This is a genomic window from Collinsella sp. TF08-11AT, from assembly GCF_003437035.1.
In the GTDB taxonomy this organism is placed as follows: domain Bacteria; phylum Actinomycetota; class Coriobacteriia; order Coriobacteriales; family Coriobacteriaceae; genus Collinsella.
Map to the genome: position 1 here is coordinate 206,818 of NZ_QSRL01000002.1, position 23,459 is coordinate 230,276.

Below are 23,459 nucleotides of genomic sequence, written 5' to 3' on the forward strand. Positions count from 1 at the left end.
TGCTGGCAAACGGGTATACTCGTGTGAGCAAATTATCGGGGCGCCTTGGGCGCCCCTTTTACGAGAAGGGCTGTACCATGGCCAAGCTTGAGTCCCAACCACTGTCTGCCGAGGAACGCGCCGAGTTGGAAGAGCTCCGCGCCGAGAAAGCTCGTCGCGAGGCCCAGGAAGAGGCACGCCGCGAGCGTGAGGAGCTGGCCGCCCTGCGTGCCGAGCGTGCGAAGGCCGAGGAGGCCGCCGCGAACGTCGCCCCCGCGCCCAAGCCCGCCGCCGCGAAGCCCGCGCCCACCGCACCTAAACCTCAGCCTAAAAAGGTCGCTCGTTCCAAGTCCGTCGAGCCCAAGCCGAGCCGTGACGAGATGACCTTTGCCCAGCGCATGGTTACCTCCAAGGAGCCTACGGGCGAGAACGAGATTCCTGGCATGGCGCCGGCTCAAAAAATCATTATTGTCCTTGCCCTCATCGCGTTTGTCATCTTTATGGGCTACACGATCCTGACCAGCATGGGCCTGCTCTAGCCCATTCGCGCTGGGTGCCATGCCCGAACACTCTGCCCTTTTCCAACCCTCAACCTCTGCACAACGCATCCGAAAGGTCGCCCCATGGCTTTGACCGACATCTCGCATCCCACCGACATTGCAATGCTCACCGATCTGTACGAGCTCACTATGGCCCAGGGCCTGTGGGAGAGCGGCAAGGCCAATGAGCAGGGTTGTTTTACCGCGTTTTACCGCGACCATCCTTTTGGCAGCGCCTATGCCGTCATGTGCGGCACCGCCGAACTGCCCGAGCTGGTCGAGAATCTGCGCTTTACGCCCGAGGACATCGACTACCTCGCCTCGCTCCAGGCCCCGGCCGGCGGCGCGATGTTCAAGCCTGGATTCCTCGACTACCTGCGCGATTTTCGTGCGCATGTAAACATCGACGCCGTGCCCGAGGGCGAGCTCGTCTTTCCGCGCGAGCCCATGGTTCGCGTCACCGGCCCCGCGCTGGAGTGCCAGCTGCTTGAGACGGCGCTGCTCAACATCGTTGGGTTCCAGACGCTTGTCGCCACCAAGACGGCGCGCGTGGTGCTGGCGGCGGACGGCCGTCCCGTTGCCGAGTTTGGCCTGCGCCGCGCTCAGGGTCCCGATGGCGGCTTGGCCGTCGCGCGCGCGAGCTACGTTGCCGGCTGCTCCTCTACGTCCAATGTGCTCGCCGGCCGCCGCTACGGTATTCCCGTCTTTGGCACGCATGCGCACAGCTGGGTGATGAGCTTCGATTCCGAGCTCGAGGCCTTCCGCGCCTTTGCCAAGTCGAGCCCCAAGAACTGTACGCTGCTCATCGACACCTACGACGTACGCGAGGGTTGCGAGCATGCCATTACGGTTGCCAAGGAGATGGAGGCGGTGGGCGAGCGTCTGTCGGCTATTCGCATTGACTCGGGCGACCTCGCCAAGCTCTCCAAGTATGTTCGTGGCCGTTTTGATGCCGAGGGCCTGCCCTATGTGGGGATCTCGGTTTCTAACGATCTGGATGAGTACACGATTCAGTCACTGCTCGACCAGGGCGCGCCCATCGATAGCTTTGGCGTGGGTACCAAGCTTGCGACCTGCTATGACCAGCCGGCGCTGGGCGGCGTGTACAAGCTTTCCGCCCGCCGTGCGAGCGAGGCAGATCCATGGACGCCGGTGGTCAAGCTCTCTGAGCAGCCATACAAGCGCACGATCCCGGGTGTGCAACGCGTGCGCCGTTATTACGACGGCTTTGGTGGCCCGGTCTGCGACATGATCTACGACGAGGACCATCTGGCGGGGGAGGGCGCCGCGCGCGGCAATACCCTTGTGGCCGTGAACGATGCCGCCCTGGTGACCGACGTGTCCGAACTCGAGTATCGCGAGCTGCTGGTGCCGATCGTGCGCGATGGCAGTGCGGTGGCTCCGCGTGAGAGCATCCAGGACGCGCGCGAGCGCTGTGCTTGGGCGCTCGACCATCTGGACGCAGCTTTCAAGCGCTTCCTGTACCCGCAGACCTATGTGGTGGGTATGGAGCAGGGCCTGGCCCAGGTGCGCGACGAGCTCGTGCGTAAGAACATGGCCGCGGCTTCGGCCTTCCCCTGGGCAAAATAATCCGAAGGGGACGGAGGAAAACGGATCATTTTCGTCCGTTCCGCACCAGGCGCCCCGACTGCCCCAGCTCGCCCGAACGCTCGACATTCGATTGGTTTGACGTATGACGACTTCTTATAAAACGATGGTGGTAAAGATCGGTTCGTCTACGGTGGTGGGCGCCGACGGCAAGGTCAACCGCGCCTTTATCGGCGGGCTTGCCGATCAGGCCGCAGCGCTGCGCGAGCTTGGCTGGCGCCTGGTCGTGGTGAGCTCGGGCGCCATTGCCTGCGGCTATCCCGTGCTGGGCTTCGACCGTAAGCCGGTCGGTGACCTGCCGAGCCTGCAGGCCTGCGCCTCGGCTGGTCAGTGCATCATCTCGTCGGCCTATGACGAGGAGTTCCATGCGCGCGACCTGCTCACCTCGCTCGTGCTGCTCACGCGCCACGACACGGCGCGCCGCACGTCCTACCTGCACGCGCGCGACGCCCTGCTGCGCCTTGTGGAGCTGGGTGTGGTGCCGGTCGTCAACGAGAACGATACCGTCACCGTCGATGAGATCAAGTTTGGCGACAACGACACGCTGGCGGCGCTTGTGAGCTGTCTGGTTTCCGCCGATCTGTGCGTGACGCTCTCGGACATCGATGGCCTCTATACCGCCAATCCGCACGAGGACCCCACGGCCGAGTTCGTCCCGGTCGTGCATAAGATCGACGCCAAGATCATCGCCTCGGCGGGCGATTCTTCCACATCGGTGGGCACGGGCGGCATGATCACCAAGATCCGTGCAAGCCGCATTCTCATGACGGCCGGCATTCAGAGCGTGATTTGCTCGGGCGAGGAGCCCGATGCGCTCGTGCGTTTGGCCCGCGGCGAGAGCGTGGGCACGCTGTTCGATCCGCCGGCGGAGCGCCTGGACATTGCGCCGCGCAAGTTGTGGATTGCACTGGGCGACAAGGCGCACGGCTCGGTGACGGTCGATGACGGCGCCGCGAAGGCGCTGGTCAGCCGCGGATCGTCGCTGCTCGCGGTGGGTATTCGCGAGGTCGATGGCCAGTTTGCCGAGGGCGATGTGCTCGACGTGTGCGACCCGAGCGGCATGGTTGTCGCCCGCGGTATCGCCGAGGCCGATTCGGACGTGCTGGAGCTTGCCGCCGGCCGCCGCCAGGACCAGATTGCCGGCAACCGTCTACTGGCAGACCTAACCGAGAAGCCCGCGATCCATAGGGACAACTTGATAGTGTTCGCCTAGCCAATTGACGCTGCAAACGCCCCTAAGCGGCAATCTGACGTTCAATCGTCGGGCATGACCAAAAGGTCAATGCCCTCCTCTTTCACGTCACCTTGCTCGCTTAGGGGCGTTTTCGCTTTCCGTCCTCTACCTGCAATGCTGCTGTTCTCGGCACTTGGGGACGTTCCTTTTGTGCCGGCAGACGGGGACACTCCTTTGCTAGAAGATCTGGCGCAGGTCTCCGCGGTTGAGGGCTTCGTCGAAGAGGTGCTTGAACACCACGCTGCCGTGCAAGCCGTCGTGCTCGAACTCGTTGGTCACCCAGGCATGCGAGTTGCCCACGCGGCTGAGCGTATCGAGCTGCATGCCCGAGTCCACGTACATGTCATCGAAGTACACCGCGGCCTGCAGGGGCACCTCGTTGCACGCCAGGCGCTGCGGGTCGTAGATCTTGTCCCAGCTTGTGTCTTCCATAAGCAGATCCATCGCCGGCTTGAAGGGCTTAAGTTCGGGCATCTGCTCAAACATCCACGGGAACATGGCCTCGCCGGTAAACATGAGCGGTCGCGTGAGCGTGTCGAACTCGGCACGATGGGCCTTCTCTTCTGCCGCGGCCCAGCGAATGGGCATGGTGTCGCCGTCGGCGTAGATGAACTCCTGAAGCGTCCAGTACAGCGGATTCGTGCGCGTGTTGGTGCGCTCGAAGGCGCGCATCAAAAAGCTGTCGGATACCGAGGCGCCGCAGGCCAGCGTGCCGTCGCCGTCAACAAAAGCATGATCGATAATCCAATGCATGCGCTCAAAGCTCGGCTTCATGCCAAAGTCGCTGCCCATGAGCTGCAGGCGTTCGACCGTCATCGGCGAGCTGTCGGGCAGTACGGGCTTCTGAGCCTCGAGCGCATCGGCCAGGGCTGCCACGCGCTCGACATCGGCGGGGTAACGGTCGTAATACTGCTGCGTCTTGGCGGCCATGCGCGGGAAGGTGTGCGCGTACACCTCGCTTGCGCTCGCCGGTACGTGGGGGATGCCGCCGCAGGTAAAGCTTGCCGCCACGCCCTCGGGGAAGAGCGACAGGTAGCTCAGCGTCAAAAAGCCGCCGTAGCTCTGCCCGAGCGTGACCCAGGGCCTGCCGCCAAAGCCCACCAGGCGCAGGTACTCAAAATCGCGCACGATGGAGCTGGCGAGGTGGCGCTTGAGGAAGTCCGCCTGCGAGCGGTCCGCATCGGCGCCGGCTGCCTCGGCACGCTCGCCCAGTGCGGCAATCGTGCGCCCGTCTACACAGCTGCTGCGTCCGGTGCCGCGCTGGTCGGGCAGGACGACGCGGAAGTGCTTGACGGCCTCCTCGATCCAGCCGTCGCTTGTGGGTGACAGCGGACACGGGCTCTCGCCGCCGGGGCCGCCCTGCAAAAACAGGAGCAGTGGCAGATCGTCGTTGATGCGGTCGGGCGCGCAAACCACACGGTAGAAGAGCTTGATGCTCTCGGGCGCACCTGCGATGGGCGCCGGCATGGCGCCACGGCGCATGGTGCTGCCGACGGCCAGGAGCATCGGCTCCAGGCCGCGCCAGTCGAGGGGGACGTCGATGCTGTGGTCCTCGACATACAGGCCGGGGACGTGGTACGAAGTGATGAGGGCCATGTGAGTCTTCCGTTCGTTGCGGTGTTTCGGGTTGACCAATTCTACCGCCGCGGGCGAGGCCATGCGCAAATCGGCTACCATGGTTGCAAACTTCTAGGAGAAAGGGCCGCCCATGTCGGTCGATATAGCCACGTATGCCCACGATCTTGCCGTTGCCGCTAAGGCAGCGTCGGCCTCGCTTGCCACGGCGAGCGACGAGCAGCGCCAGGAGGCCGTGCGCGCCATGGCCGCAGCACTGCGCAACGGTGTCGACTCCATCGTTGCCGCCAACGAGCTCGATATGTCCGCCGCGCGCGATGCGGGGACCTCGGCGGGGCTCCTCGACCGTCTGCTGCTGACGCCCGAGCGCGTTGAGGGTATGGCCGCCGGCCTGGAGAAGCTCGCCGAGCTGCCCGATCCTGTCGGCCGCGTGCTCGACCACCGCGTGCTCGCAAGCGGCGTGGACCTCACCCGCGTGAGCGTGCCGTTGGGCCTGGTCGCCATGGTGTACGAGGCGCGCCCCAACGTGACGGCCGACGCCGCGGGCATCTGCATCCGCACCGGCAACGCCTGCATTCTGCGCGGCGGCTCGCTGGCCTATCACTCGTGTGCCATGATTTCTGAGCTGCTGGCCGATGCGCTCGAGACCAAGGGCTTCCCGCGCGAGGCTATCTCGATGATCGAGTCCACCGACCGCGAGGCCACCGGCGAGCTCATGAAGCTCCGCGGTATTGTCGATGTGCTCATTCCGCGTGGCGGTGCGGGCCTGATCCAGCGCTGCGTGCGCGAGTCGCTTGTGCCGGTGATCGAGACGGGCACAGGCAACTGCCACATCTACGTGCATGAATCCGCCGATTTTGACAAGGCGCTCAACATTATCGTCAACGCTAAGACGCAGCGCGTGGGCGTGTGCAATGCCGCCGAGTCGCTGCTGGTCGACCGTGCCGTGGCGGATTCGTTTTTGCCGGCGGTCGTTGCCGTGCTGCACGACCACGGCGTGCTGATTCACGGCGACGAGGCCACGTGCGCCGCATGCGCTGCCGCCGGGCTTGCCGAGGGCGACGACTATGTAGCCGCGACTGAGGAGGACTGGGGCCGCGAGTATCTGGCGCTCGAGATGAGCGTGAAGGTCGTGGCGAACGAGGACGAAGCCATCGCGCACATCAACCGCTACGGCACCATGCACTCCGAGGCCATCGTTGCCGAGGACGAGGATGCCTGCGAGCGCTTCCTGGACGCGGTCGATGCCTCGGCCGTGTATGCCAACGCCAGCACGCGCTTCACCGACGGCGGCGAGTTTGGCCTGGGCGCCGAGATCGGCATCTCGACCCAAAAGCTCCACGCCCGCGGCCCCTTTGCCGCCGAGGCCCTCACTACCTACAAATACAAGCTCCGCGGCACCGGCCAGGTCCGTCCCTAAACCTGTTGCAAACGAAAAACCACCACAAAGGCGCCTGTCCCCTTTGCGGTGGTTATAGGTGGCGTGGGCGGTTAGGCCTGGAAGGTGTCGCGATCGGGAGCGAAGGATTGCATGGCCGCGATGGTACGGTCGAAGAGCTCGGGAAGCTCCCAGCCCAGCATCTCGGCGCCCTGCGAAATCACGTCACGCGCGCAGCCGGCGGCAAAGCGCTTGTCCTTGAACTTCTTCTTGAGCGACTTGGTCGTAAAGTCCATGACGCTCTTGCTCGGGCGCATGACGACGGCGGCTCCGATCAGGCCGGTGAGCTCGTCGCAGGCGAACAGTATCTTTTCCATCTGCAGTTCGGGCTTGGGCAGCGAGGTGTTGAAATCGGACGTGTGCGTCTGGATGGCGCGAATGAGCTCGGGAGAGGCGCCCTCGCCCTCGAGGATCTCGGCCGCATAGATGGTGTGGTTCATGGGGTCATCCTCATGCTCCTCCCAATCCAGGTCGTGCAGCAGGCCGACGATGCCCCAAAACTCCTCGTTCTCGGGGTCGAACTCGCGCGCAAAGTAGCGCATGGTGCCCTCGACCGTTTCGCCATGGGTGATGTGGAACGGGTCCTTGTTGTGCTCGTTGAGCAGTTCGAACGCACGGTCGCGGGTGATTCCGGCGGTAAGTGGCTCTGCCATAAGAGGCTCCTTGTGCTCGTAGGTATCGCTAAGAATGAATACTACTAGAACGACTAGAACGAAAAAACCACCACAAAGGTGCCTGTCCCCTTTGTGGTGGTTTTTGGCGCGGATGGGTTAGTTGAGGGCGGCTCGGGCTAGGCGGGCTTCGGCGTCCTCTTCGGTGACGCCCAGGGCCACGGCGAACTCCTCGATGGAGCGGCGCTTGGCCTCCTTGAGTACGCGCATGTAGTAAGAGCTGGGCTTTTTATCAGCTTCCTCGGCCTGGCGAATGCGGTGCATCATGGTCTTTGCCACGCGGACCGTCTCGGGCGCGCCCAGCTTGAGCTGCTGCTTAAAGTGCGTCTCCTCAAGCGAGCTGTTACGCTCGGTAAAGGTGTCGCACTCCAGCTCGTCATAGTGGCTCAGCAGGTGCTCGGCATCTTGCTGGGAGATGGCGGCATGCAAACGATCGGCCTGCGCCACGGGGTACATGAGGATCGTCTGCGCATGTCCCTGCTTGGTCTCGAGCAACAGCATGGGCTGCGGCGTGTCGTCCCTAAAACCGACGACGGTGCAGACTCCCTGACCCGGATGAATGACGTGTTGACCGATTGAGAACATGCTACCTCCAACTTATACGAATTTACGTATGTCTAGAATAACACGCTGACGTGCGCAAACCCTTACTTTATGCAGGAAAAGCACACAATTCTGATAGGTAAGAGTATTCGATAACAGACGCAGCTCATTCACACCTTTATGCATTTTCAACGCCTGCATAATCTGCAGGCAGACCGGCATCTTTGAGTGACTCCATGCAAGCTGTAGTCATTTTTGTGCATATGCAATATCTATTAGCTTTACCCTGCGACAGTGCCCGTCGCTTGTGATAGAGTGCTACAAACTCTGGCTTTTGCCCTACGAGTGACCAAGAGCTCGGGGGCTTTAACACAAGGAGGATCTATGCCCGAGAAGATTGAAGAGCTGGTACGCGCTGCGCTTGCTGCGGCCCAGGAGGCCGGCGACCTTTCCGCATTTGAACTTGACGATTGCGCTATCGAGCGACCGGCTGACACTTCTCATGGCGAGTGGACCTCTACCATGGCCCTGAAGTCCGCCAAGCTGGCCCACTGCGCCCCGCGCAAGATCGCCGAGGTCATCGTTGCCCATATGCCCGAGGACCCCGCGATCGAGAAGGTCGAGATCGCAGGCCCCGGCTTCATCAACTTCTACCTCTCCGTTGCCGTCAAGAATGCCATCTTTGGCGAGGCTCGCGAGAAGGGCATGGACTTCGCTAAGTCCAACGTCGGTGGTGGCCTGAAGACCCAGGTCGAGTTCGTTTCCGCCAACCCCGTCGGCCCCATGCACATCGGCCACGGCCGCTGGGCCGCGCTGGGCGATTCGCTCTGCCGCGTTATGGACCACGCCGGCTATGAGATCCAGCGTGAGTTCTACATCAATGACCACGGCTCTCAGATGAACACCTTCGGCAACTCCATCAGCACGCGCTATATGCAGCTTGCCGACATCATCGCCAAGCAGGGCGTTGATATCGACGAGGCTCACAAGCTGCTGATCGCCGACCGTGACGCCTTTGTTGCCGACGAGAACGACGAGCACCCCGAGACCCATCCGTATCAGGACAACTTTGCCGAGACCTTGGGCAAGGACTCTTACGGCGGCGACTACATCATCGACGAGGCCGCCGAGTTCTGGCGCACCGACGGCGACAAGTGGGTCGACGCCGATCCGCAGGAGCGTATGGAGAGCTTCCGTGAGCGCGGCTATGTAAAGATGGTCGACAACATGCGCGACCTCTGCCACGCCGTCAACTGCGACTTTGATCGTTGGTACTCCGAGCGCTCGCTGTACGTGAAGGACACCGAGGGCGAGACCGCCGGCACCTCTGCCGTCGACCGCGCTTTTGAGAAGCTCGACAAGATGGGCTACCTCTACACCAAGGACGGCGCCCTGTGGTTCCGTTCCACCGACCTGGGCGACGACAAGGACCGCGTCCTGATCAAGTCCGACGGCGAGTACACCTACTTCGCCTCCGATGTTGCCTATCACTGGGATAAGTTCCAGCGCGTCGATCACGTCATCGACATCTGGGGCGCCGACCACCACGGTTACATCGAGCGCGTCCGCTGCGTCTGCGACGCTCTGGGTTACCCCGGCAAGTTCGAGGTTCTACTGGGCCAGCTCGTCAACCTGCTGCGTAACGGCAAGCCCGTCCGTATGTCCAAGCGCAAGGGCACCATGGTGACCCTGCAGGAGCTCGTCGACGAGGTCGGCTCCGATGCCGCTCGCTACACGCTCATCTCCAAGAGCTCCAACCAGATGGTCGACTTCGATATCGAGGCCGTCAAGAAGCGCGACAACTCCAACCCGGTCTATTACGTGCAGTATGCTCATGCCCGCGTGTGCTCCATCCTGCGCCGTGCCGCCGACGTAACGCCTGAGCAGGCCGACGAGATGGGCATGAAGGCCGTTGCCGCCAAGGCCATCGGTGAGAACGTCGATTACTCGCTGCTGACCGACCCGACCGAGCTCGCCCTTTCGCGCAAGCTCAACGAGCTCACCGACCTGATCGCCAGCTGCGCTCGCGATCGCGCCCCGTTCCGTCTGACCCACTTTGCCGAGGAACTCGCCGGTGACTTCCACAGCTTCTACGCTGCCTGCCAGGTGCTGCCGAGCGAGGGCCGTCCCGTCGACCCCGAGCTTTCGCGTGCCCGTCTGGCCGCTTGCGATGCCGTCCGCGTGACGCTCGCCCTGGTGCTCACCCTCGTTGGCGTTTCCGCGCCCGAGCAGATGTAATCTGCGGGTCATTTGACCGTGTAGGTTTGGTTTAACTGAGCCCTATAAGCCCGATCTCCCACGGAGGTCGGGCTTTTTTCGCAAATGCCGACGTATTGACGAATTTGGAACTGCTGGAAATACGAAACTATGCCGGTTTACTACGATGAATTGAGAATTTCCAACCACGCCGGCTTTTCGCAAAAAAGCGCAAGGCATCTACCTGCGGTTTTAGTTCAACCGGTTTCGGAGTAGTCGCGGTTGAGCGATTCATCGTAGTAAACCGCCATAGTTTTGGCGGAGGCGGTCGGATTTGTGGGCGGTAAACCAAAGAGTATCCCTTTTGACTAGTCGTTTATGAACGTCCCCGATGACTAAGTTGCAGGTGACGGCGGTTGTGTTACACTAACGCTGCGTAGTTGACGCAATCATCTCGATACAGATCAATGATGTCCGTCGTTTTGAACGGAACTAGACTGTTTAGCCGCCCTGAAGGTTTATGCAGGGAGCATGTGATCACAGGGCTTGAAAAGAAAGTTGAGCAAACACTGTGTCTGATCAACAGCAAGAAAACGAAATAACGACGACGCAAGCCGCTCCCGCTGCACCGGTTGCGTCGGACCAGGTCGCGGCGCCCGCGCAAGCCTCGGCTCCCGAGACGCCTAAGGCTGCTTCGACGCCTGCGCCTGCAACTGGTGAGGAGGCTGCTCCGGCAAAGCCCATGCGTACGCGCCGCACGGCCAAGCCTACCGCTGACGGCGAGGAGGTCACCAAGCCCAAGCGCCGTACCACGCGCACGACGCGCGTCAAGCGCACCGTTGCAGCTGACTCCTCGGCGCCGATTTCCGATGAGGTCGCGCAGGCACGTGCGTTGGCGCAGATTAGCGAGGCTCAGGTGGTGCGCGCCCGCCGTCGTGCTGCCGAGCGCGAGGCCGCGGCTCTGACCGAGCTTGCAGCTCCGTCTGTGCCCGAGACGCCTGCCGCCACCGAGACCCCTGTCGCCGACCAGCCGACCGAGAAGCCGGTACCGCGCACACGCCGCCGCACGGCTGCTAAGGCCGAGCAGGTTGCTGAACAGGTAACCCCCGAGCTCACTGAGGCTTCGGTCCGTTCCGCGGCAGGGGAGGGCACATCGCCTGTTGAGCCCGCTGTGCCTGTCGAGGCCAGCGAAGTTCCCGTTGTCGATCCGGCTTTGCGCCCGCACCGTCGCGGTCGCAAGCCCAAGGCCTTTGTCGAGGCAGAGAAGGCCGCAGCAGCAGCCGCCGCCGCTCGGGATGCTGCGGCGACCGCCGAGTCTGCAACCGCTGCCGATGCACCCGTCCAGGATGCTACGACTTCCGAGGCCGCTCCCGCCGATGCCGAGCCCGCCGACGTCCGTCCCGGTCGCAGCCGTCGTACTGCTGCTAAGCGCACGTCCAAGGCCAAGGCTGCCAAGAAGGGTGCGTCCGAGGATTCTGCCGAGACGACCGCCGATGCGTCGACTGATGTCGCCAAGGCCCAGGACGTCGAACAGCTTGCGTCCGAGAAGCCCAAGCGCGGTCGTAAGAAGTCCGTTAAGGCCAAGGCGTCCGAGCAGCAGGATGTCGAAGCGCAGGTTGATTCTGGCGCCGAGGCCAATGACGCCGCCGCGGCCAATGTTGGCACCGCCGCAACCGATGGTGCCGCCCCCGCTGAGGGCGAAGACGGCACTCGTCCCAACCGTCGCCAGCACAAGCGCAACGACGAGCGCAACGAGCGTAAGGACGACCGCAACAACGACCGTCGCAACCGCCAGCGCGATCGCAAACAGCGCAACAAGGAGCGTAATGCCGCTCCCACCGAGCCCACGCTTTCGCGCGAGGAACTCGCGGCCATGAAGGTCGCTGAGCTGCGCGAGAAGGCTAAGGAGTTCGAGATCGAGACGACCGGCAAGAAGAAGGCCGAGCTCGTCGAGGAAATCTACGTCACCGCTGCGAAGGCCGAGGGCTTCCGCGACATCAAGGGCATTCTGCAGATTCGCCCGGACAGCTCCGGCATCATCCACGCCCATGGCTACATGAAGTCCAACGACGACGCCTTCGTGCCCGCCTACCTCATCCGCTCCGCGCGCCTGCGCACGGGCGACGTCATCGAGGGCTCGCTGCGTCCTTCGCGCGGCGGCGACAAGCGCGCCGGCCTCGCCAAAATCACGACCGTCAACGGTCTGGACCCCGAGCAGATTCGCAACCGTCCCAAGTTCGGCGACCTCACCCCGGTCTATCCCAACGAGCCGCTGCGCATGGAGCACGGCAAGGATTCCATCACCGGTCGCGCCATCGACATCGTGTCGCCGATTGGCAAGGGCCAGCGCGGCCTGATCGTGTCCCCGCCCAAGGCCGGCAAGACCACGATCCTCAAGAAGATCTGCCAGTCTATCTCGATTAACAACCCCGAGGTGCACCTCATCTGCCTGCTCGTCGACGAGCGCCCCGAAGAGGTCACCGATATGCAGCGTTCCATCAAGGGTGAGGTTGTGGCGTCGACCTTCGATATGCCTGCCGACAACCACACCCGCGTGGCAGAGCTCGTCATCGAGCGCGCCAAGCGCATCGTGGAGCTGGGTGGCGACGTCGTGGTGGTGCTCGACTCCATCACGCGTCTTGCCCGTGCCTACAACTTGGCGGCGCCCGCCTCAGGCCGCATCCTTTCGGGCGGCGTCGATTCGGCGGCCCTGTATCCGCCCAAGCGCTTCCTAGGCGCAGCCCGCAATATCGAGAACGGTGGCTCGCTCACCATCCTGGCCTCTGCCCTCATCGACACCGGTTCCAAGATGGACGAGGTCATTTTCGAGGAGTTCAAGGGCACCGGCAACATGGAGCTTAAGCTCGACCGCGACCTGGCCGACCGCCGCATCTTCCCGGCTATCGACCCCGTTGCCTCCGGTACGCGTAACGAGGACCTGTTGGTCGACGAGCAGATGCGCCCGTTTGTCTTTGGTCTGCGTCGCATTCTTGCCGGCATGAACAACACCGAGCGCGCGGCCGCATCGTTTATCAAGGGTCTTAAGGGCACCAACACCAACCAGGAGTTCCTGGTGCGTTCGGCCAAAAAACACAGCGACTACGAGCAGACGTTCTAGGTTGTCATCCACGCGCAGCGATAGTCATCAATGCGATAAAGGGTCGGGGCTTTGAGCCTCGGCCCTTTTCCATAGCGCCGCTCCGCGCTTATTTTTGACCGTAAGACCGACGAGCAGCAGGTTTCCCGTTTCAATCCGACATCGTCGCTTGCAATCGACAGGGCGGTTTCGCATAATAGCTTTTAAGCTTCGCGACGGAAAACGCAGATGAAACGAACCATATACCGTTGCTTTGGGGCATAGCCCCGCTTCATCTTCTCTCGCGCAGCCAACTGAATGATGCGATTTGGGTGCTGGAAGATGGGGAGAGCTCATGGCTTCTTCTGATGCAACACAACGAGCAGTCCTTGCCGGACTTTCGTGCGGGATCGGCCTTGCCGCTCCCGTGGTTATGTATGCCGCGACGCTGCCGTTTTCGTCGGTGAACGAGACGGTCGTGGCGGGTGCGGTTCCCTTCGCCGTGGGCGCGGTGGCGGGCGTGGGCATCTATGCCGCCTCGCTGGGTATCTCCGAGTATCGTGCGCAGCGTGAAGAGCGTCTGTTCCAGCCCGATGCCATGGGCGGTGCCGCCAATCTCAATCAGCATCAAAGCGAGTTCAAGACCGCCTCGATTCCAGCTCAGCAGCAGGATGCGACTCCTTACGCTGCGACTTCTGCTTCTCAGGCTCAGTCGGAGCAGTCTACCTCGGCATTCCTTTCCGGCCTGACCGGTGCGTTCCAGCGCCGTCATGCCGATGATGGTGTCCCTACCATCGCTCGAGCCGCAGATGCTATGGACGAGGACGAGGCTTGGTCTATGATCGACAGTATGCTCGACGACGATTCGCCGGTGAGCTGCGACCCTGCACACTCGCGCGACGTCTATCAAGTCGCCATCGACGAGCTCACCAACGGCGGGCAGTCCGGTTCCTTCAATCGCGACGACATCGCCGCCGCGGCACGCGCCGTGTCTGGCTCCCAGGCCGCCCCTGCGGGCAGCACGGCGGCTTTCGTGGCACTCGTCGCCAACGCGGCAGCCAATAACGCCTACAGCGCTACCTCGGCGGACGCGAACGCTTCTGCCGATAATTCGTACGTTGATGAAGCCATGACCGCGGACGAGGAGGCCGTTGCCGCCCGCCGCGCCGCCGAAAGCTCGCTTTGGGGCGCTCCTGCCCAGCAGCAGGCGGCTGAGGCTGCGCCGTACAACGCAAACCTCGCCAGCATGCCTATCATCTCCGGTGTCGCGGACATCGATCTCGATGACCTCGATGAGCCTGCAGCCATCACCGCATCGATTGATGCCCAAGATCGCATCGACACCGGCGACCTTCCGGACGCCTCGCTCGAGGTTGATGTCCCCATGGCCGATTGCACGGGCCACGAGGACATGTGGGCCGCCGCCACCGCGATTCTGGATGAGGTTGACGAGTCCGCTCCTGTTGTAGCGCCCGCTCCCGTCGCTGCCCCTCAGCCTGCTGCCCCCGCCTATGTTGGCCGTCACAGCGCTGTGTTCCCCGAGGATACTGCCCGCATCTCGCGTGAGAGCATCGAGCGAGCCGAGGCTATTGCCGCCGGCATTATGGAAAATCGTCGTCACGAGCGCGTCAATCAGATCCTCGAGGAAGAGATCGAGCGCCTGCAGTCCTCTACCGCCAAGCGTACGGGCCGTGCCTATCTGAGCGTTATCGAGGGCGGTACCGCCAGCTTCGCGCCGCTCCGCGCGGAGGCATAACTTCTGCATGGTTAAGATCAATCGAAAATGGGCGGTCGTGACCTGCCTGATGGCGCTCTTGATCTGGGGCAATTCGCTGGTTCCCGGCTCGGGGTCGGGCTCGCTGAGCCTAACAGTCATGGAAGCTATCCGCGGTTCCCTGCACGGCGTGGGACTTCCATATGCATGGGTGACCAATTTTGTTGTTCGCAAGTGCGCGCATTTTACCGAGTATATGGTGCTCGGTATCTTGGCAACGCACGCCTTTGATTTTGAGGGCCGGCGCACCTTTGACGTGCTGCTGCCCACGGCGGTGTTCCTGCTGCTGATTCCCTCGATCGACGAGACGATTCAGCTCTTTGTGCCGGGACGCGCCGGCATGATCACCGATGTGATGATCGACTGCTGTGGTGCGGCAACGGGCGTTGTGCTCCGATATCTCTTACGGCCGCTGATGCGCGCCAAAAAAGCCGCCTAGGACGTATTGTTTGGTCCTAGGCGGCCTTTTTTATTTGAGGGCTTATATGAGGCGTGGTGGCGTCGTTCCGTAGGTCGGATTTGCCGGGCGCGCCACGCCCTGTGGGTGCGTCTGCTACTGAAGCGCCTGAGCGCCCAGGGCCAAGCAGCCCATAATGCCCTGTTTGCCCTCGAGGCTGTTGTTGACGATATAGCTATCAATGTCGGCCATCTCGGGCGTGACGATGTAGCCGTTGAGCATCTCGGCGCACTTCTTGCGCGCGAGCGGCACGATGGGAGTGTGGTCGGCCACGCCGCCGCCGACGATGATCTTTTGCGGCGCGTAGCACAGCGTGTAGGTCATGAGTGCCTGTGCCAGATAGCCGGCGAGCAGGTCCATGGCTTCCGGGTCATCAGCCATGTCTCCGGCGCTCTTGCCATCCCAGCGCTTTCTAACGCCGGGGCCGGCGATGAGGCCCTCGAGGCAGTTGTCGTGGAAGGGGCAGCCGCTGTGCTCGCCGATGGTGTCGCGCGGGTCGCGCGTGACCAGGATGTGGCCGGCCTCGGGATGCATCATGCCGTGCACGAGCTTACCGCCCGAGAGCACGCCGGCGCCCACGCCGGTACCGATGGTCAGATACACCACGTCAGTGAGGCCCTGGGCGCAACCAAAGGTGACCTTGCCCAGGCAGGCGACGTTGACGTCGGTGTCGTAGCCGCAGGGAATATTGAGCTCGTTTTGGATGGTGCCCAGCAGGTCAAAGTAGCGCCATGCCGTTTTGGGCGTCTCCAGGATCTTGCCGTATTGGGACGAGGCAGGGTTGACTGCGGTGGGGCCAAAGGCGCCGATGCCCAGCGCGGCGATGTCCTTGTCGGCAAACCATGCGTTGACGGCCTCAACGGTCTCCTGCGGGGTCGTGGTCGCAATCTGCTCGCGTTCCAGGACCGTGCCGTCTGCATAGCCCGTGGCGCAGACCATCTTGGTGCCGCCGGCCTCGAGCGCTCCGATAAGCTGCTGCTCTGCCATAGTATTCCTCTCTCCGGGATGAGTTGCTCCGTGACTAAAATATAGCGCTCTAAACCATTTAAGAAAGCGCTATAAAAAGAAGCCTCGCAACGCGGCGGGCGATGCGGGGCTTCTTTGGTTACTTTAGTTGCCGGGCCGTCTTTACCCGCGCGGGTTGATTTTATCACGTAGCGACTTGAGGTTCTCAAGCGCAGCGTTGAGCGTCTCGTCTCGCTTGGCAAAGTGGAAACGAATCAGATGGTTGACGGGCTCGCGGAAGAAGCTCGAGCCCGGAACGGCGCCCACGCCCACCTTGGAGGCCAAATCCTCGCAGAAGTCGAGGTCGCTGTCATAGCCAAACTCCGAGATATCCATCATCACGTAGTAGGCGCCCTGCGGCACGTTGTGCGTAAGGCCGATGCTGTCGAGTCCCTGACAGAACAGGTCGCGCTTGGCGGTGTAGAGGTCGAGGACCTCCTGGTAATAGCTGTCGTCGAAGTTGAGGGCGGTGACGACGGCTTCCTGCAGGGGAGCGGCGGCGCCTACGGTGAGGAAGTCGTGGACCTTCTTGATGCGCTCGGTGATCTGGGCTGGGGCAATGGTGTAGCCCAGACGCCAGCCGGTGATGGAGTACGTCTTAGACAGTGAGCTGCAGCTGATGGTGCGCTCAAACATGCCGGGCAGCGTGGCCATGTACACGTGCTCGTGGGGCGCGTAGACGATGTGTTCGTAGACTTCGTCGGTGATGCAGTAGGCGTCGTACTTTTTGCAGAGGTCGGCGATAAAGGTGAGCTCCTCGCGGGTAAAGACCTTGCCGCAGGGGTTGGACGGGTTGCACAGGACGATCGCCTTGGGATCGTTGTCGCGGAAGGCTGCCTCGAGCGTCTCGCGGTCAAAGTCGAATGTGGGCGGGTTGAGCGGCACGTAGATGGGCTCGGCGCCCGAAAGGATCGTGTCGGCGCCGTAGTTTTCGTAGAACGGCGAGAAAATGACGACCTTGTCGCCGGGGTTCGTGACCGTCATCATGGCGGCCATCATGGCCTCGGTGGAGCCGCAAGTGACTACGATATTCTCGTTGGGGTTCACCGGCATGCCCATAAAGTGCTCCTGCTTGGCGGCGAGCGCCTCGCGCATGGCCTGGGAGCCCCAGGTGATGGAGTACTGGTGGTAAAGCGGCTTGGGGTCGGCGGCGATGGTGCTCAGGCTATTGAGCAGCTGCGCCGGGGGATCGAAGTCAGGGAAGCCCTGCGAGAGATTGACAGCGCCGTACTTATTGGAGATGCGTGTCATGCGGCGGATGACCGAATCGGTAAACGTTGCCGTACGGTTGGAGAGTTCTTTCATGCCGGTCCTTTCGAGCATTTGCAGTGGGGCAAGTTTACTCCTATGAAACCGGTGGGAATTGCTCGAAACGCGCTTGAAAAACTCTTTTCAAAATTCTTGAAAATTGGGGCTTGCATCGCGTGGCGTTCCTTGCAATAATAGTCGAGCGCGAAGCGCACAGGACACGGTGGGTGTAGCTCAGTTGGCTAGAGCGACGGGTTGTGGTCCCGTAGGTCGAGGGTTCGAGTCCCTTTACCCACCCCAGTTCTTGCTTCGTGTTGATATCGGGTCGTTAGCTCAGTTGGTAGAGCAGGGGACTCTTAATCCCAAGGTCCAGGGTTCGACCCCCTGACGGCCCACCACACGATATCTCCTCTAAAGTCCGCCACAACGGACTTTAGCTTTGGGTCGTTAGCTCAGTTGGTAGAGCAGGGGACTCTTAATCCCAAGGTCCAGGGTTCGACCCCCTGACGGCCCACCCAAAGATGATTAAGACGGTCAACGAAGGTTGGCCGTCTTTTTTTGTTGACCTTTCATGGGGTCGAACCCGTCGGGGCGCGGAGCTGAGGAAATGCGTGAGCATTTACCAGCGCAGCGCGCAAGGCGCGAAGCGCCGCAGCGGCCGCCTGCAAAGCAGGCTGACCCCCTGACGGCCCACCAAAGCAAGTTAAGACGGTCAACGAAAGTTGGCCGTCTTTTTTGTTGACCTCGCTTGGGGTCGAACCCGAAAGGGCACAGCCGCTTTCACAGATCGAGTCTACCCTGGGGATCAGTAAAACCGGCGCGTCTGCACGGCGAAGTACGCCTGTGCGAGCGCGATTTCTTGCTTGTTTGAATCTCCGTTCTGGGCGATTAAATAGCATGCATAGCGCGTAAGTTTGTAGTCTTTAACCGCGCGAGCGGCGACACCGGCAGTTACCATTTTCGTGGTGTCACGAAAATGGGAATCAACTGGAGTTTTGTTTGTTTCGCACGAGACTTTTGCCCTCTTAACAACTTCGGCAAAGTTCTCCCATCGAGTGTACCCCATAGGTTCCATTAAATCGCGTGCGAGCCAATACTCAACGCCGTCTTCCACATTGGCGTAGCTATCAAGTTCGACACGCCACTTCTCGATATCTCTACTGTCCATATCTCCTCCTCGCTGGCCTATTGTCTATGCGGGCTTTGCCCGCTCTGTATTCAGAATTAGGATACGCTGCCGTGCGGACACGAATGGGCCCCGTGCCACTTCGATTTCACGGGGCCCATAGATATCGATTAGTTGTGTTTTGCTTTAGATGGGTGTCCAGTTTAATTCGCTCGATAGTGCGATCCGAGGCTTTCGGTTCGCTTGCGCATGGCTTTGACCATTTTCTGTGCTAGCTGAATCTGCGACTGTATGCGGGCGAGCGCAGCGATTTCGCTGTCGTTGGCATGCGGCTTATTTAGAGCTGTGGCATCATCTTGAATGTTTTCAAGCTCGTGCAGTGCCTCGGATAGGCCTGTTTCGGTCCTGTTGATCATGCAATAGGTGCTCATCGTGTGCCTTAGGCTGTGTGTCAGGCGTTCAGCATCTGTTGCGGCTATGCCGTACTGGGGGAGGGCGATATCCGCCTTCAGGGCTGTCTCGGGCTCTTTCTGTGCTGCTTGGGCTGCCGATGCGCCTGCGATGCGCCCGAACACGATGCCGTTGGCGCTTGACAAGCCACCAATGCGGTCGGCGCCGTGCATGCCGCCTGTTGCCTCACCGCAGGCGTAGAGGCCCTCAACGCCTGCGTACGCGGTCTTGTCGATTTTGATACCGCCGTTGGCGGCGTGGGCATACATCGCCACGCGCATCTCGTCGGTCGGCGCGATGCCGTGCTCGTCTTGCAGCCAGGTGGCAAAGGTCTGCACAAACTCGGGGATGTCCTCGCGGGGGAAGTCGTAGTGGAGCGCCAGGCCCTCTGCACCTGCCTGATCTATGACGAGGTCGATGGCGCGGGAGGCCAAGCGCGAGGTGAAAGGACCATATCCAGAGCGCTGCTCAAGCAGATCGTTTAGCTTGCCGTCGGCAATATCGACCGGCTGGTCTACATGTACGTAGCGCCAGGTTTTCTCGTTGAAGACCAGGTTGCGCTTGGGCTCGATGAAGCCGGGCATCATCTGCATGAATTCTATATTAGTAAGCGATGCGCCGTGCGCCAGTGCGATGGCCTGCGAGGAGCTGAGCACATCAGCCGACGTAAGGCTGCGCTCGAACAGGCCGCCTGTGCCACCGGCTGCGATGATCGTGGCCTTGGCAGCAAAGGGCACGATTCGATTTTCGGTAAGGTCGTAGAGCACGGTTCCGGTGATTCTGCCGTTCGTGTTCTCAACAAGGTCGATAAGCTCATGGCGGGGGAGCAGGCGAATGCCGAGTGACTCGATTCGGGTCGTCAGAGCGTCCTCAAGGGGCTTGCGGGTGAGGCCGCGCCACATGCGCGTCTTGTGGTCAAAGCAGGGGATAAACTGCTTTTGCTGAGCGCTCTCAGCGCTTTGCGGACGCTGGAGCTCAACGCCCAGGTCTTGCTCGAGCCATTCAATTGCCTGGGGAATGCCGTGGACAAACGTCTGGACAAGCTCGGGGTCGGCGACGCCGCCACCAACGGTCTGGATGGTGTCGATGAGGTCTTGTTCGTCGTCTTCGTTAACGGGTCCGATAAGCCCCAAGCCCCAGGTTCCGGGGAAGAAACTCGATCCACTCATAGTCTTGCCGGCGCTTGCCACAGCGACGGTTGCACCCGTGCGCGCCGCTTCGATGGCGGCGCAAAGGCCCGCAATGCCAGATCCAATTACCAGTACATCAGTCGATTCCATCGGATTCCTTTCTCGTCCGGCGCATTGTCGCACGGGTGATCGGTAATGGGGCCGCAAAGACTCGGCAAATCGGTAAAGGGCACATATGACAGGTGGGCGTCATGGACGCTCTGACGTTTCATCTCGTCACATCTCGTATTTCGCCCCAACTGATATATCGGCATTCGCTACCCTGCGATAGCGCAAACAAAAAGAGCCGCTACCTCGAAAGGTAGCGGCTCTAAAGCTCAACTATATGAGCATCGCGCGGGCGCGATTAGGCCTTGAGGGCCTCCTCGACGGCGACAGCGCAGGCGACGGTGGCACCGACCATGGGGTTGTTGCCCATGCCGATGAGACCCATCATGTCGACGTGCGCAGGCACGGAGGAAGAACCGGCGAACTGGGCGTCGGAGTGCATACGGCCCATGGTGTCGGTCATGCCGTAAGAGGCAGGGCCGGCGCCCATGTTGTCCGGGTGCAGGGTACGGCCAGTGCCGCCACCAGAAGCGACGGAGAAGTACTTCTTGCCAGCCTCGAGGCGCTCCTTCTTGTAGGTGCCAGCGACGGGGTGCTGGAAGCGCGTGGGGTTGGTGGAGTTGCCGGTGATCGAGATGTCGACGTTCTCGTGCCACATGATGGCAACGCCCTCGCGGACGTCGTCGGAGCCGTAGCAGTTAACGGCAGCGCGGGGACCATCGGAGTAGGGGATGGTCTCGACGACCTTGAGCTCGCCCGTGTAGTAGTCGAACTGAGTCTTCACATAGGTGAAGCCGTTGATGCGGGCGATGATCTGGGCGGCGTCCTTGCCCAGACCGTTCAGGATAACGCGCAGCGGCTTCTTGCGAGCCTTGTTGGCGTTCAGAGCCAGGCCGATAGCACCCTCAGCGGCAGCGAAGGACTCGTGGCCGGCCAGGAAGGCGAAGCACTCGGTGTCGTCGGAGAGCAGCATAGCGCCCAGGTTGCCGTGGCCCAGACCGACTTTGCGGTCCTCAGCGACGGAGCCGGGAACGGTGAAGGCCTGGATGCCCTCGCCGATGATGGCGGCAGCCTCAGAAGCAGTCTTGGCGCCACGCTTGACAGCGAGAGCGCAGCCGAGGGTGTAGGCCCACTCGGCGTTCTGGAAGGCGATGGACTGGGTGTTGTTGACGATCTCACGCGGGTTGAAGCCCTTGTCGGTGCAGATCTGCAGAGCTTCCTCGAGGGAGGCGATGCCGTTGTCGGCGAGGCACTTGTTGATCTTGTCAGCGCGGCGCTCGTAACCTTCGAACGTAACAGTCATAGTTATTTCCCTCCCTTTCTACTCGTGAACCGGGAACACGCTGGCGACGGAGTGAGTCTCCTCGTCGGTGCGCGGGTCGATGTACTTGGCAGCGTTCTCCCACTGACCATAGTGGCCCATAGCGCCAGCGATGGCCTCCTCGGGGGTCTTGCCGGCCTTGACGGCGTCGGTGAACTTGCCGAGGTTCAGGAACTCGAATGCGATGATCTCGTTCTTGTCGTTGAGAGCCATGCGGGTGACGTAGCCCTGAGCGAGCTCGAGGTAACGAGCGCCCTTGGCCTTGGTGCCGAACATGGTGCCGACCTGAGAGCGAAGGCCCTTGCCGAGGTCGTCGAGGGAGGCGCCCACGGGCAAGCCGCCCTCGGAGAACGCGGTCTGGCTGCGGCCGTAAACGATCTGCAGGAAGATCTCGCGCATAGCAACGTTGATGGCGTCGCAGACGAGGTCGGTGTTGAGGGCCTCGAGGATGGTCTTACCGGGAAGGATCTCGGAAGCCATGGCGGCAGAGTGGGTCATGCCCGAGCAGCCGATGGTCTCAACGAGGGCCTCCTCGATGATGCCGTCCTTGACGTTCAGCGTGAGCTTGCAGGCGCCCTGCTGAGGTGCGCACCAACCCACACCGTGCGTAAGACCGGAGATGTCGGAAATCTCCTTAGCCTGGACCCACTTGCCCTCCTCGGGGATGGGTGCGGGGCCGTGGTATGCACCCTTGGCAACGGGGCACATGTTCTCCACTTCCTGTGAGTACTGCATGCCTCTCCTCTCTATCGTGTTGGCGTCCCGTCTGGGGGTCGTGGCTGGCGATTGCCGGGCGACCCTTCGAAAGGGACATGACATGCAGCCCCTATAATACCGCGAAATGCACGGAATATTCGGCGAACGGCTCAGTTTTCGTAGCGAGAAGTCCGGAAGTTTTAATTGAAACGGTTTAACTATATGTTCTGTGGTCGCGAACTTCCGTAGAGGGGGTTCGTCTTGGGCAAGCTTTTGGTCAGCTCTTGTATGCGTTGCGGGGTCTGACCTGTTGCAACGGTGCCGTTCGCCGCCCGTTTACTGCCTTTGGCCGCGCGAGTGTATTGTTTTGCGTGAATGTTTTGATGGCACGCTTCAATCGTGCTGTATTGGATGGCAATCAGATCCCGGCGAAGGGAGCGCCATGCAGCGCGTTTGGAGAACGGTTACCGGCTTTTACCATGTCTGTGCCCGCGGTGTGGGCAAGCAGCTCATCTTTGAGGGCGATGAAGACCGGTGGGAGTTTTTGGAGCTGATGCGCGATTGCTGCCGCGAGGCGGGCGTGACGGTTGTCGCCTGGTGCCTTATGGGCAATCACGTGCATTTGGTGCTTGCAGATTACGAGGACGCGATGAGCGCGGCGATGCACCGGCTGCTTTTGACGTACGCGCGGCGGTTCAATAAACGCACGGGGCGCACGGGCCATCTGTTCCAGAACCGTTTTGACCGGCGCTCGCTCGATACCGACCGTTATCTGATGGCTGCCATTCGCTATGTTCACGCTAATCCGCAGGAGGCGGGTATCGCCCTGATCGAGCGTTATCCCTGGAGCAGCTTTGCCGAGTATCTTCGAGCGTATGACAACGATATGACGAGGGGATTTTCGGACCCTTCTTGTGTTCTCGAGCTCTTTGAGTCTGCCAAGGGGTTTCTGGATTATTCTCTGTCGATGCCCGATGGTTCCGATCCGGTGATTCACGATATGGATGAGACGGAGTGGGAGCGGCGTGCGTTTGCCGACAAGATGGCGAAGCGCCTGGGTGTGCCGCTCAACGAACTCAAGACCGTAGCACCCTCGCGGCGAGACGGAATCATTTTCGCCCTGCACGATGGCGGCTACACGGTGCGCGAGATCGAACGGTATACGGGAATCAGCAAGAGTACCGTCTCTCGTATCGTGCGCGCTTATGCGCGGGTGAATGCTCAGGCTGAGGGCTCGGAATAGAAAATGGCCGAACCACTCTTGTCTAGCGATTCGGCCAACAAA

18 protein-coding genes and 3 tRNA genes are annotated in these 23,459 nt (G+C 61.5%); 12 read left to right on the forward strand and 9 right to left on the reverse strand.

Going from position 1 to position 23,459, the window contains the following annotated elements; all coding sequences use genetic code 11:
• Nucleotides 1–77: 77 nt before the first annotated feature.
• From DXC79_RS02810 to proB, 3 genes are all read left to right on the forward strand, one after another.
• Entirely contained in the window at nucleotides 78–518 is a 441-nt protein-coding gene (locus tag DXC79_RS02810; RefSeq protein ID WP_117635034.1) for a hypothetical protein, read from the forward strand.
• 84 nt (nucleotides 519–602) lie between these two features.
• Nucleotides 603–2,108 (forward strand): nicotinate phosphoribosyltransferase, encoded by a 1,506-nt coding sequence (locus DXC79_RS02815; protein WP_117635036.1) that lies wholly within the window; start codon nucleotides 603–605, stop codon nucleotides 2,106–2,108.
• A gap of 103 nt (nucleotides 2,109–2,211) precedes the next feature.
• Nucleotides 2,212–3,339, forward strand: coding sequence for a glutamate 5-kinase (gene proB, locus DXC79_RS02820; RefSeq protein ID WP_117635038.1), 1,128 nt, complete (start codon nucleotides 2,212–2,214; stop codon nucleotides 3,337–3,339).
• Nucleotides 3,340–3,537: 198 nt separating this feature from the next.
• On the opposite strand, the gene DXC79_RS02825 is transcribed toward proB, so the two are convergent.
• Nucleotides 3,538–4,956 (reverse strand): alpha/beta fold hydrolase, encoded by a 1,419-nt coding sequence (locus DXC79_RS02825; protein WP_117635040.1) that lies wholly within the window; start codon nucleotides 4,954–4,956, stop codon nucleotides 3,538–3,540.
• 112 nt (nucleotides 4,957–5,068) lie between these two features.
• On the opposite strand from DXC79_RS02825, the gene DXC79_RS02830 reads away from it, so the two are divergent.
• The gene (locus DXC79_RS02830) at nucleotides 5,069–6,355 is read left to right on the forward strand and encodes a glutamate-5-semialdehyde dehydrogenase (protein WP_117635042.1); all 1,287 of its coding nucleotides are present in this window, start codon (nucleotides 5,069–5,071) and stop codon (nucleotides 6,353–6,355) included.
• 71 nt (nucleotides 6,356–6,426) lie between these two features.
• Here the strand turns inward: DXC79_RS02830 and DXC79_RS02835 are convergent, their stop codons facing one another.
• Nucleotides 6,427–7,026 carry an HD domain-containing protein gene (locus DXC79_RS02835; RefSeq protein ID WP_117635044.1) on the reverse strand — a complete coding sequence of 200 codons (600 nt, stop codon included), beginning with the start codon at nucleotides 7,024–7,026 and terminating at the stop codon, nucleotides 6,427–6,429.
• 117 nt (nucleotides 7,027–7,143) lie between these two features.
• A complete protein-coding gene (locus DXC79_RS02840) occupies nucleotides 7,144–7,629 on the reverse strand; it encodes a CarD family transcriptional regulator (RefSeq protein WP_117635046.1) in 486 nt (161 codons plus the stop codon).
• Between the two features lie 342 nt (nucleotides 7,630–7,971).
• On the opposite strand from DXC79_RS02840, the gene argS reads away from it, so the two are divergent.
• The 4 genes from argS (at nucleotide 7,972) to DXC79_RS02860 (ending at nucleotide 15,072) form a co-directional block, all read left to right on the forward strand.
• Nucleotides 7,972–9,825 (forward strand): arginine--tRNA ligase, encoded by a 1,854-nt coding sequence (gene argS / locus DXC79_RS02845; protein WP_117635048.1) that lies wholly within the window; start codon nucleotides 7,972–7,974, stop codon nucleotides 9,823–9,825.
• A gap of 529 nt (nucleotides 9,826–10,354) precedes the next feature.
• Entirely contained in the window at nucleotides 10,355–12,901 is a 2,547-nt protein-coding gene (gene rho, locus DXC79_RS02850) for a transcription termination factor Rho (RefSeq protein WP_370445746.1), read from the forward strand.
• A 313-nt stretch (nucleotides 12,902–13,214) separates the two neighbouring features.
• Nucleotides 13,215–14,615: a hypothetical protein gene (locus DXC79_RS02855; RefSeq protein ID WP_117635050.1), complete on the forward strand. Its 1,401-nt coding sequence runs from the start codon at nucleotides 13,215–13,217 to the stop codon at nucleotides 14,613–14,615.
• A 7-nt stretch (nucleotides 14,616–14,622) separates the two neighbouring features.
• On the forward strand, nucleotides 14,623–15,072 hold the full coding sequence (locus DXC79_RS02860; protein WP_117635051.1) for a VanZ family protein: 450 nt from the start codon (nucleotides 14,623–14,625) through the stop codon (nucleotides 15,070–15,072).
• Nucleotides 15,073–15,186: 114 nt separating this feature from the next.
• On the opposite strand, the gene DXC79_RS02865 is transcribed toward DXC79_RS02860, so the two are convergent.
• Both DXC79_RS02865 and DXC79_RS02870 read right to left on the reverse strand, forming a co-directional pair.
• The gene (locus DXC79_RS02865; protein WP_117635052.1) at nucleotides 15,187–16,077 is read right to left on the reverse strand and encodes an ROK family protein; all 891 of its coding nucleotides are present in this window, start codon (nucleotides 16,075–16,077) and stop codon (nucleotides 15,187–15,189) included.
• Between the two features lie 141 nt (nucleotides 16,078–16,218).
• Nucleotides 16,219–17,400, reverse strand: coding sequence for a pyridoxal phosphate-dependent aminotransferase (locus tag DXC79_RS02870; RefSeq protein WP_117635053.1), 1,182 nt, complete (start codon nucleotides 17,398–17,400; stop codon nucleotides 16,219–16,221).
• Between the two features lie 166 nt (nucleotides 17,401–17,566).
• Here DXC79_RS02870 and DXC79_RS02875 point away from each other — a divergent pair.
• The 3 genes from DXC79_RS02875 (at nucleotide 17,567) to DXC79_RS02885 (ending at nucleotide 17,857) form a co-directional block, all read left to right on the forward strand.
• Nucleotides 17,567–17,643 (forward strand) — tRNA-His (locus tag DXC79_RS02875).
• Between the two features lie 22 nt (nucleotides 17,644–17,665).
• Nucleotides 17,666–17,741, forward strand: a tRNA-Lys gene (locus tag DXC79_RS02880).
• Nucleotides 17,742–17,784: 43 nt separating this feature from the next.
• Nucleotides 17,785–17,857, forward strand: a tRNA-Lys gene (locus DXC79_RS02885).
• Nucleotides 17,858–18,148: 291 nt separating this feature from the next.
• Here DXC79_RS02885 and DXC79_RS02890 read toward each other — a convergent pair.
• The 4 genes from DXC79_RS02890 to DXC79_RS02905 all read right to left on the reverse strand — a co-directional run bounded on the left by DXC79_RS02890 (nucleotide 18,149) and on the right by DXC79_RS02905 (nucleotide 22,213).
• Entirely contained in the window at nucleotides 18,149–18,511 is a 363-nt protein-coding gene (locus DXC79_RS02890) for a BRO family protein (RefSeq protein ID WP_233502956.1), read from the reverse strand.
• Nucleotides 18,512–18,672: 161 nt separating this feature from the next.
• The gene (locus DXC79_RS02895) at nucleotides 18,673–20,199 is read right to left on the reverse strand and encodes an FAD-dependent oxidoreductase (protein WP_117635054.1); all 1,527 of its coding nucleotides are present in this window, start codon (nucleotides 20,197–20,199) and stop codon (nucleotides 18,673–18,675) included.
• Nucleotides 20,200–20,455: 256 nt separating this feature from the next.
• On the reverse strand, nucleotides 20,456–21,460 hold the full coding sequence (locus tag DXC79_RS02900) for a GGGtGRT protein (protein ID WP_055252290.1): 1,005 nt from the start codon (nucleotides 21,458–21,460) through the stop codon (nucleotides 20,456–20,458).
• Between the two features lie 18 nt (nucleotides 21,461–21,478).
• The gene (locus DXC79_RS02905; RefSeq protein ID WP_006235554.1) at nucleotides 21,479–22,213 is read right to left on the reverse strand and encodes an iron-sulfur cluster assembly scaffold protein; all 735 of its coding nucleotides are present in this window, start codon (nucleotides 22,211–22,213) and stop codon (nucleotides 21,479–21,481) included.
• A gap of 403 nt (nucleotides 22,214–22,616) precedes the next feature.
• On the opposite strand from DXC79_RS02905, the gene DXC79_RS02910 reads away from it, so the two are divergent.
• A complete protein-coding gene (locus tag DXC79_RS02910; RefSeq protein ID WP_117635055.1) occupies nucleotides 22,617–23,417 on the forward strand; it encodes a transposase in 801 nt (266 codons plus the stop codon).
• Nucleotides 23,418–23,459: the final 42 nt, after the last annotated feature.

Bases quoted from the DNA above. Each gene is read 5' to 3' on its own strand.
- DXC79_RS02905 (WP_006235554.1), bottom strand. From the start codon at position 22,213: ATGCAGTACTCACAGGAAGTGGAGAACATGTGCCCCGTTGCCAAGGGT.
- DXC79_RS02860 (WP_117635051.1), top strand. From the start codon at position 14,623: ATGGTTAAGATCAATCGAAAATGGGCGGTCGTGACCTGCCTGATGGCG.
- DXC79_RS02840 (WP_117635046.1), bottom strand. From the start codon at position 7,629: ATGTTCTCAATCGGTCAACACGTCATTCATCCGGGTCAGGGAGTCTGC.
- proB (WP_117635038.1), top strand. From the start codon at position 2,212: ATGACGACTTCTTATAAAACGATGGTGGTAAAGATCGGTTCGTCTACG.
- DXC79_RS02815 (WP_117635036.1), top strand. From the start codon at position 603: ATGGCTTTGACCGACATCTCGCATCCCACCGACATTGCAATGCTCACC.
- DXC79_RS02865 (WP_117635052.1), bottom strand. From the start codon at position 16,077: ATGGCAGAGCAGCAGCTTATCGGAGCGCTCGAGGCCGGCGGCACCAAG.
- DXC79_RS02890 (WP_233502956.1), bottom strand. From the start codon at position 18,511: ATGGACAGTAGAGATATCGAGAAGTGGCGTGTCGAACTTGATAGCTAC.
- DXC79_RS02855 (WP_117635050.1), top strand. From the start codon at position 13,215: ATGGCTTCTTCTGATGCAACACAACGAGCAGTCCTTGCCGGACTTTCG.
- DXC79_RS02900 (WP_055252290.1), bottom strand. From the start codon at position 21,460: ATGACTGTTACGTTCGAAGGTTACGAGCGCCGCGCTGACAAGATCAAC.
- DXC79_RS02895 (WP_117635054.1), bottom strand. From the start codon at position 20,199: ATGGAATCGACTGATGTACTGGTAATTGGATCTGGCATTGCGGGCCTT.
- DXC79_RS02870 (WP_117635053.1), bottom strand. From the start codon at position 17,400: ATGAAAGAACTCTCCAACCGTACGGCAACGTTTACCGATTCGGTCATC.
- DXC79_RS02810 (WP_117635034.1), top strand. From the start codon at position 78: ATGGCCAAGCTTGAGTCCCAACCACTGTCTGCCGAGGAACGCGCCGAG.
- argS (WP_117635048.1), top strand. From the start codon at position 7,972: ATGCCCGAGAAGATTGAAGAGCTGGTACGCGCTGCGCTTGCTGCGGCC.
- DXC79_RS02830 (WP_117635042.1), top strand. From the start codon at position 5,069: ATGTCGGTCGATATAGCCACGTATGCCCACGATCTTGCCGTTGCCGCT.
- DXC79_RS02825 (WP_117635040.1), bottom strand. From the start codon at position 4,956: ATGGCCCTCATCACTTCGTACCACGTCCCCGGCCTGTATGTCGAGGAC.
- DXC79_RS02910 (WP_117635055.1), top strand. From the start codon at position 22,617: ATGCAGCGCGTTTGGAGAACGGTTACCGGCTTTTACCATGTCTGTGCC.
- DXC79_RS02835 (WP_117635044.1), bottom strand. From the start codon at position 7,026: ATGGCAGAGCCACTTACCGCCGGAATCACCCGCGACCGTGCGTTCGAA.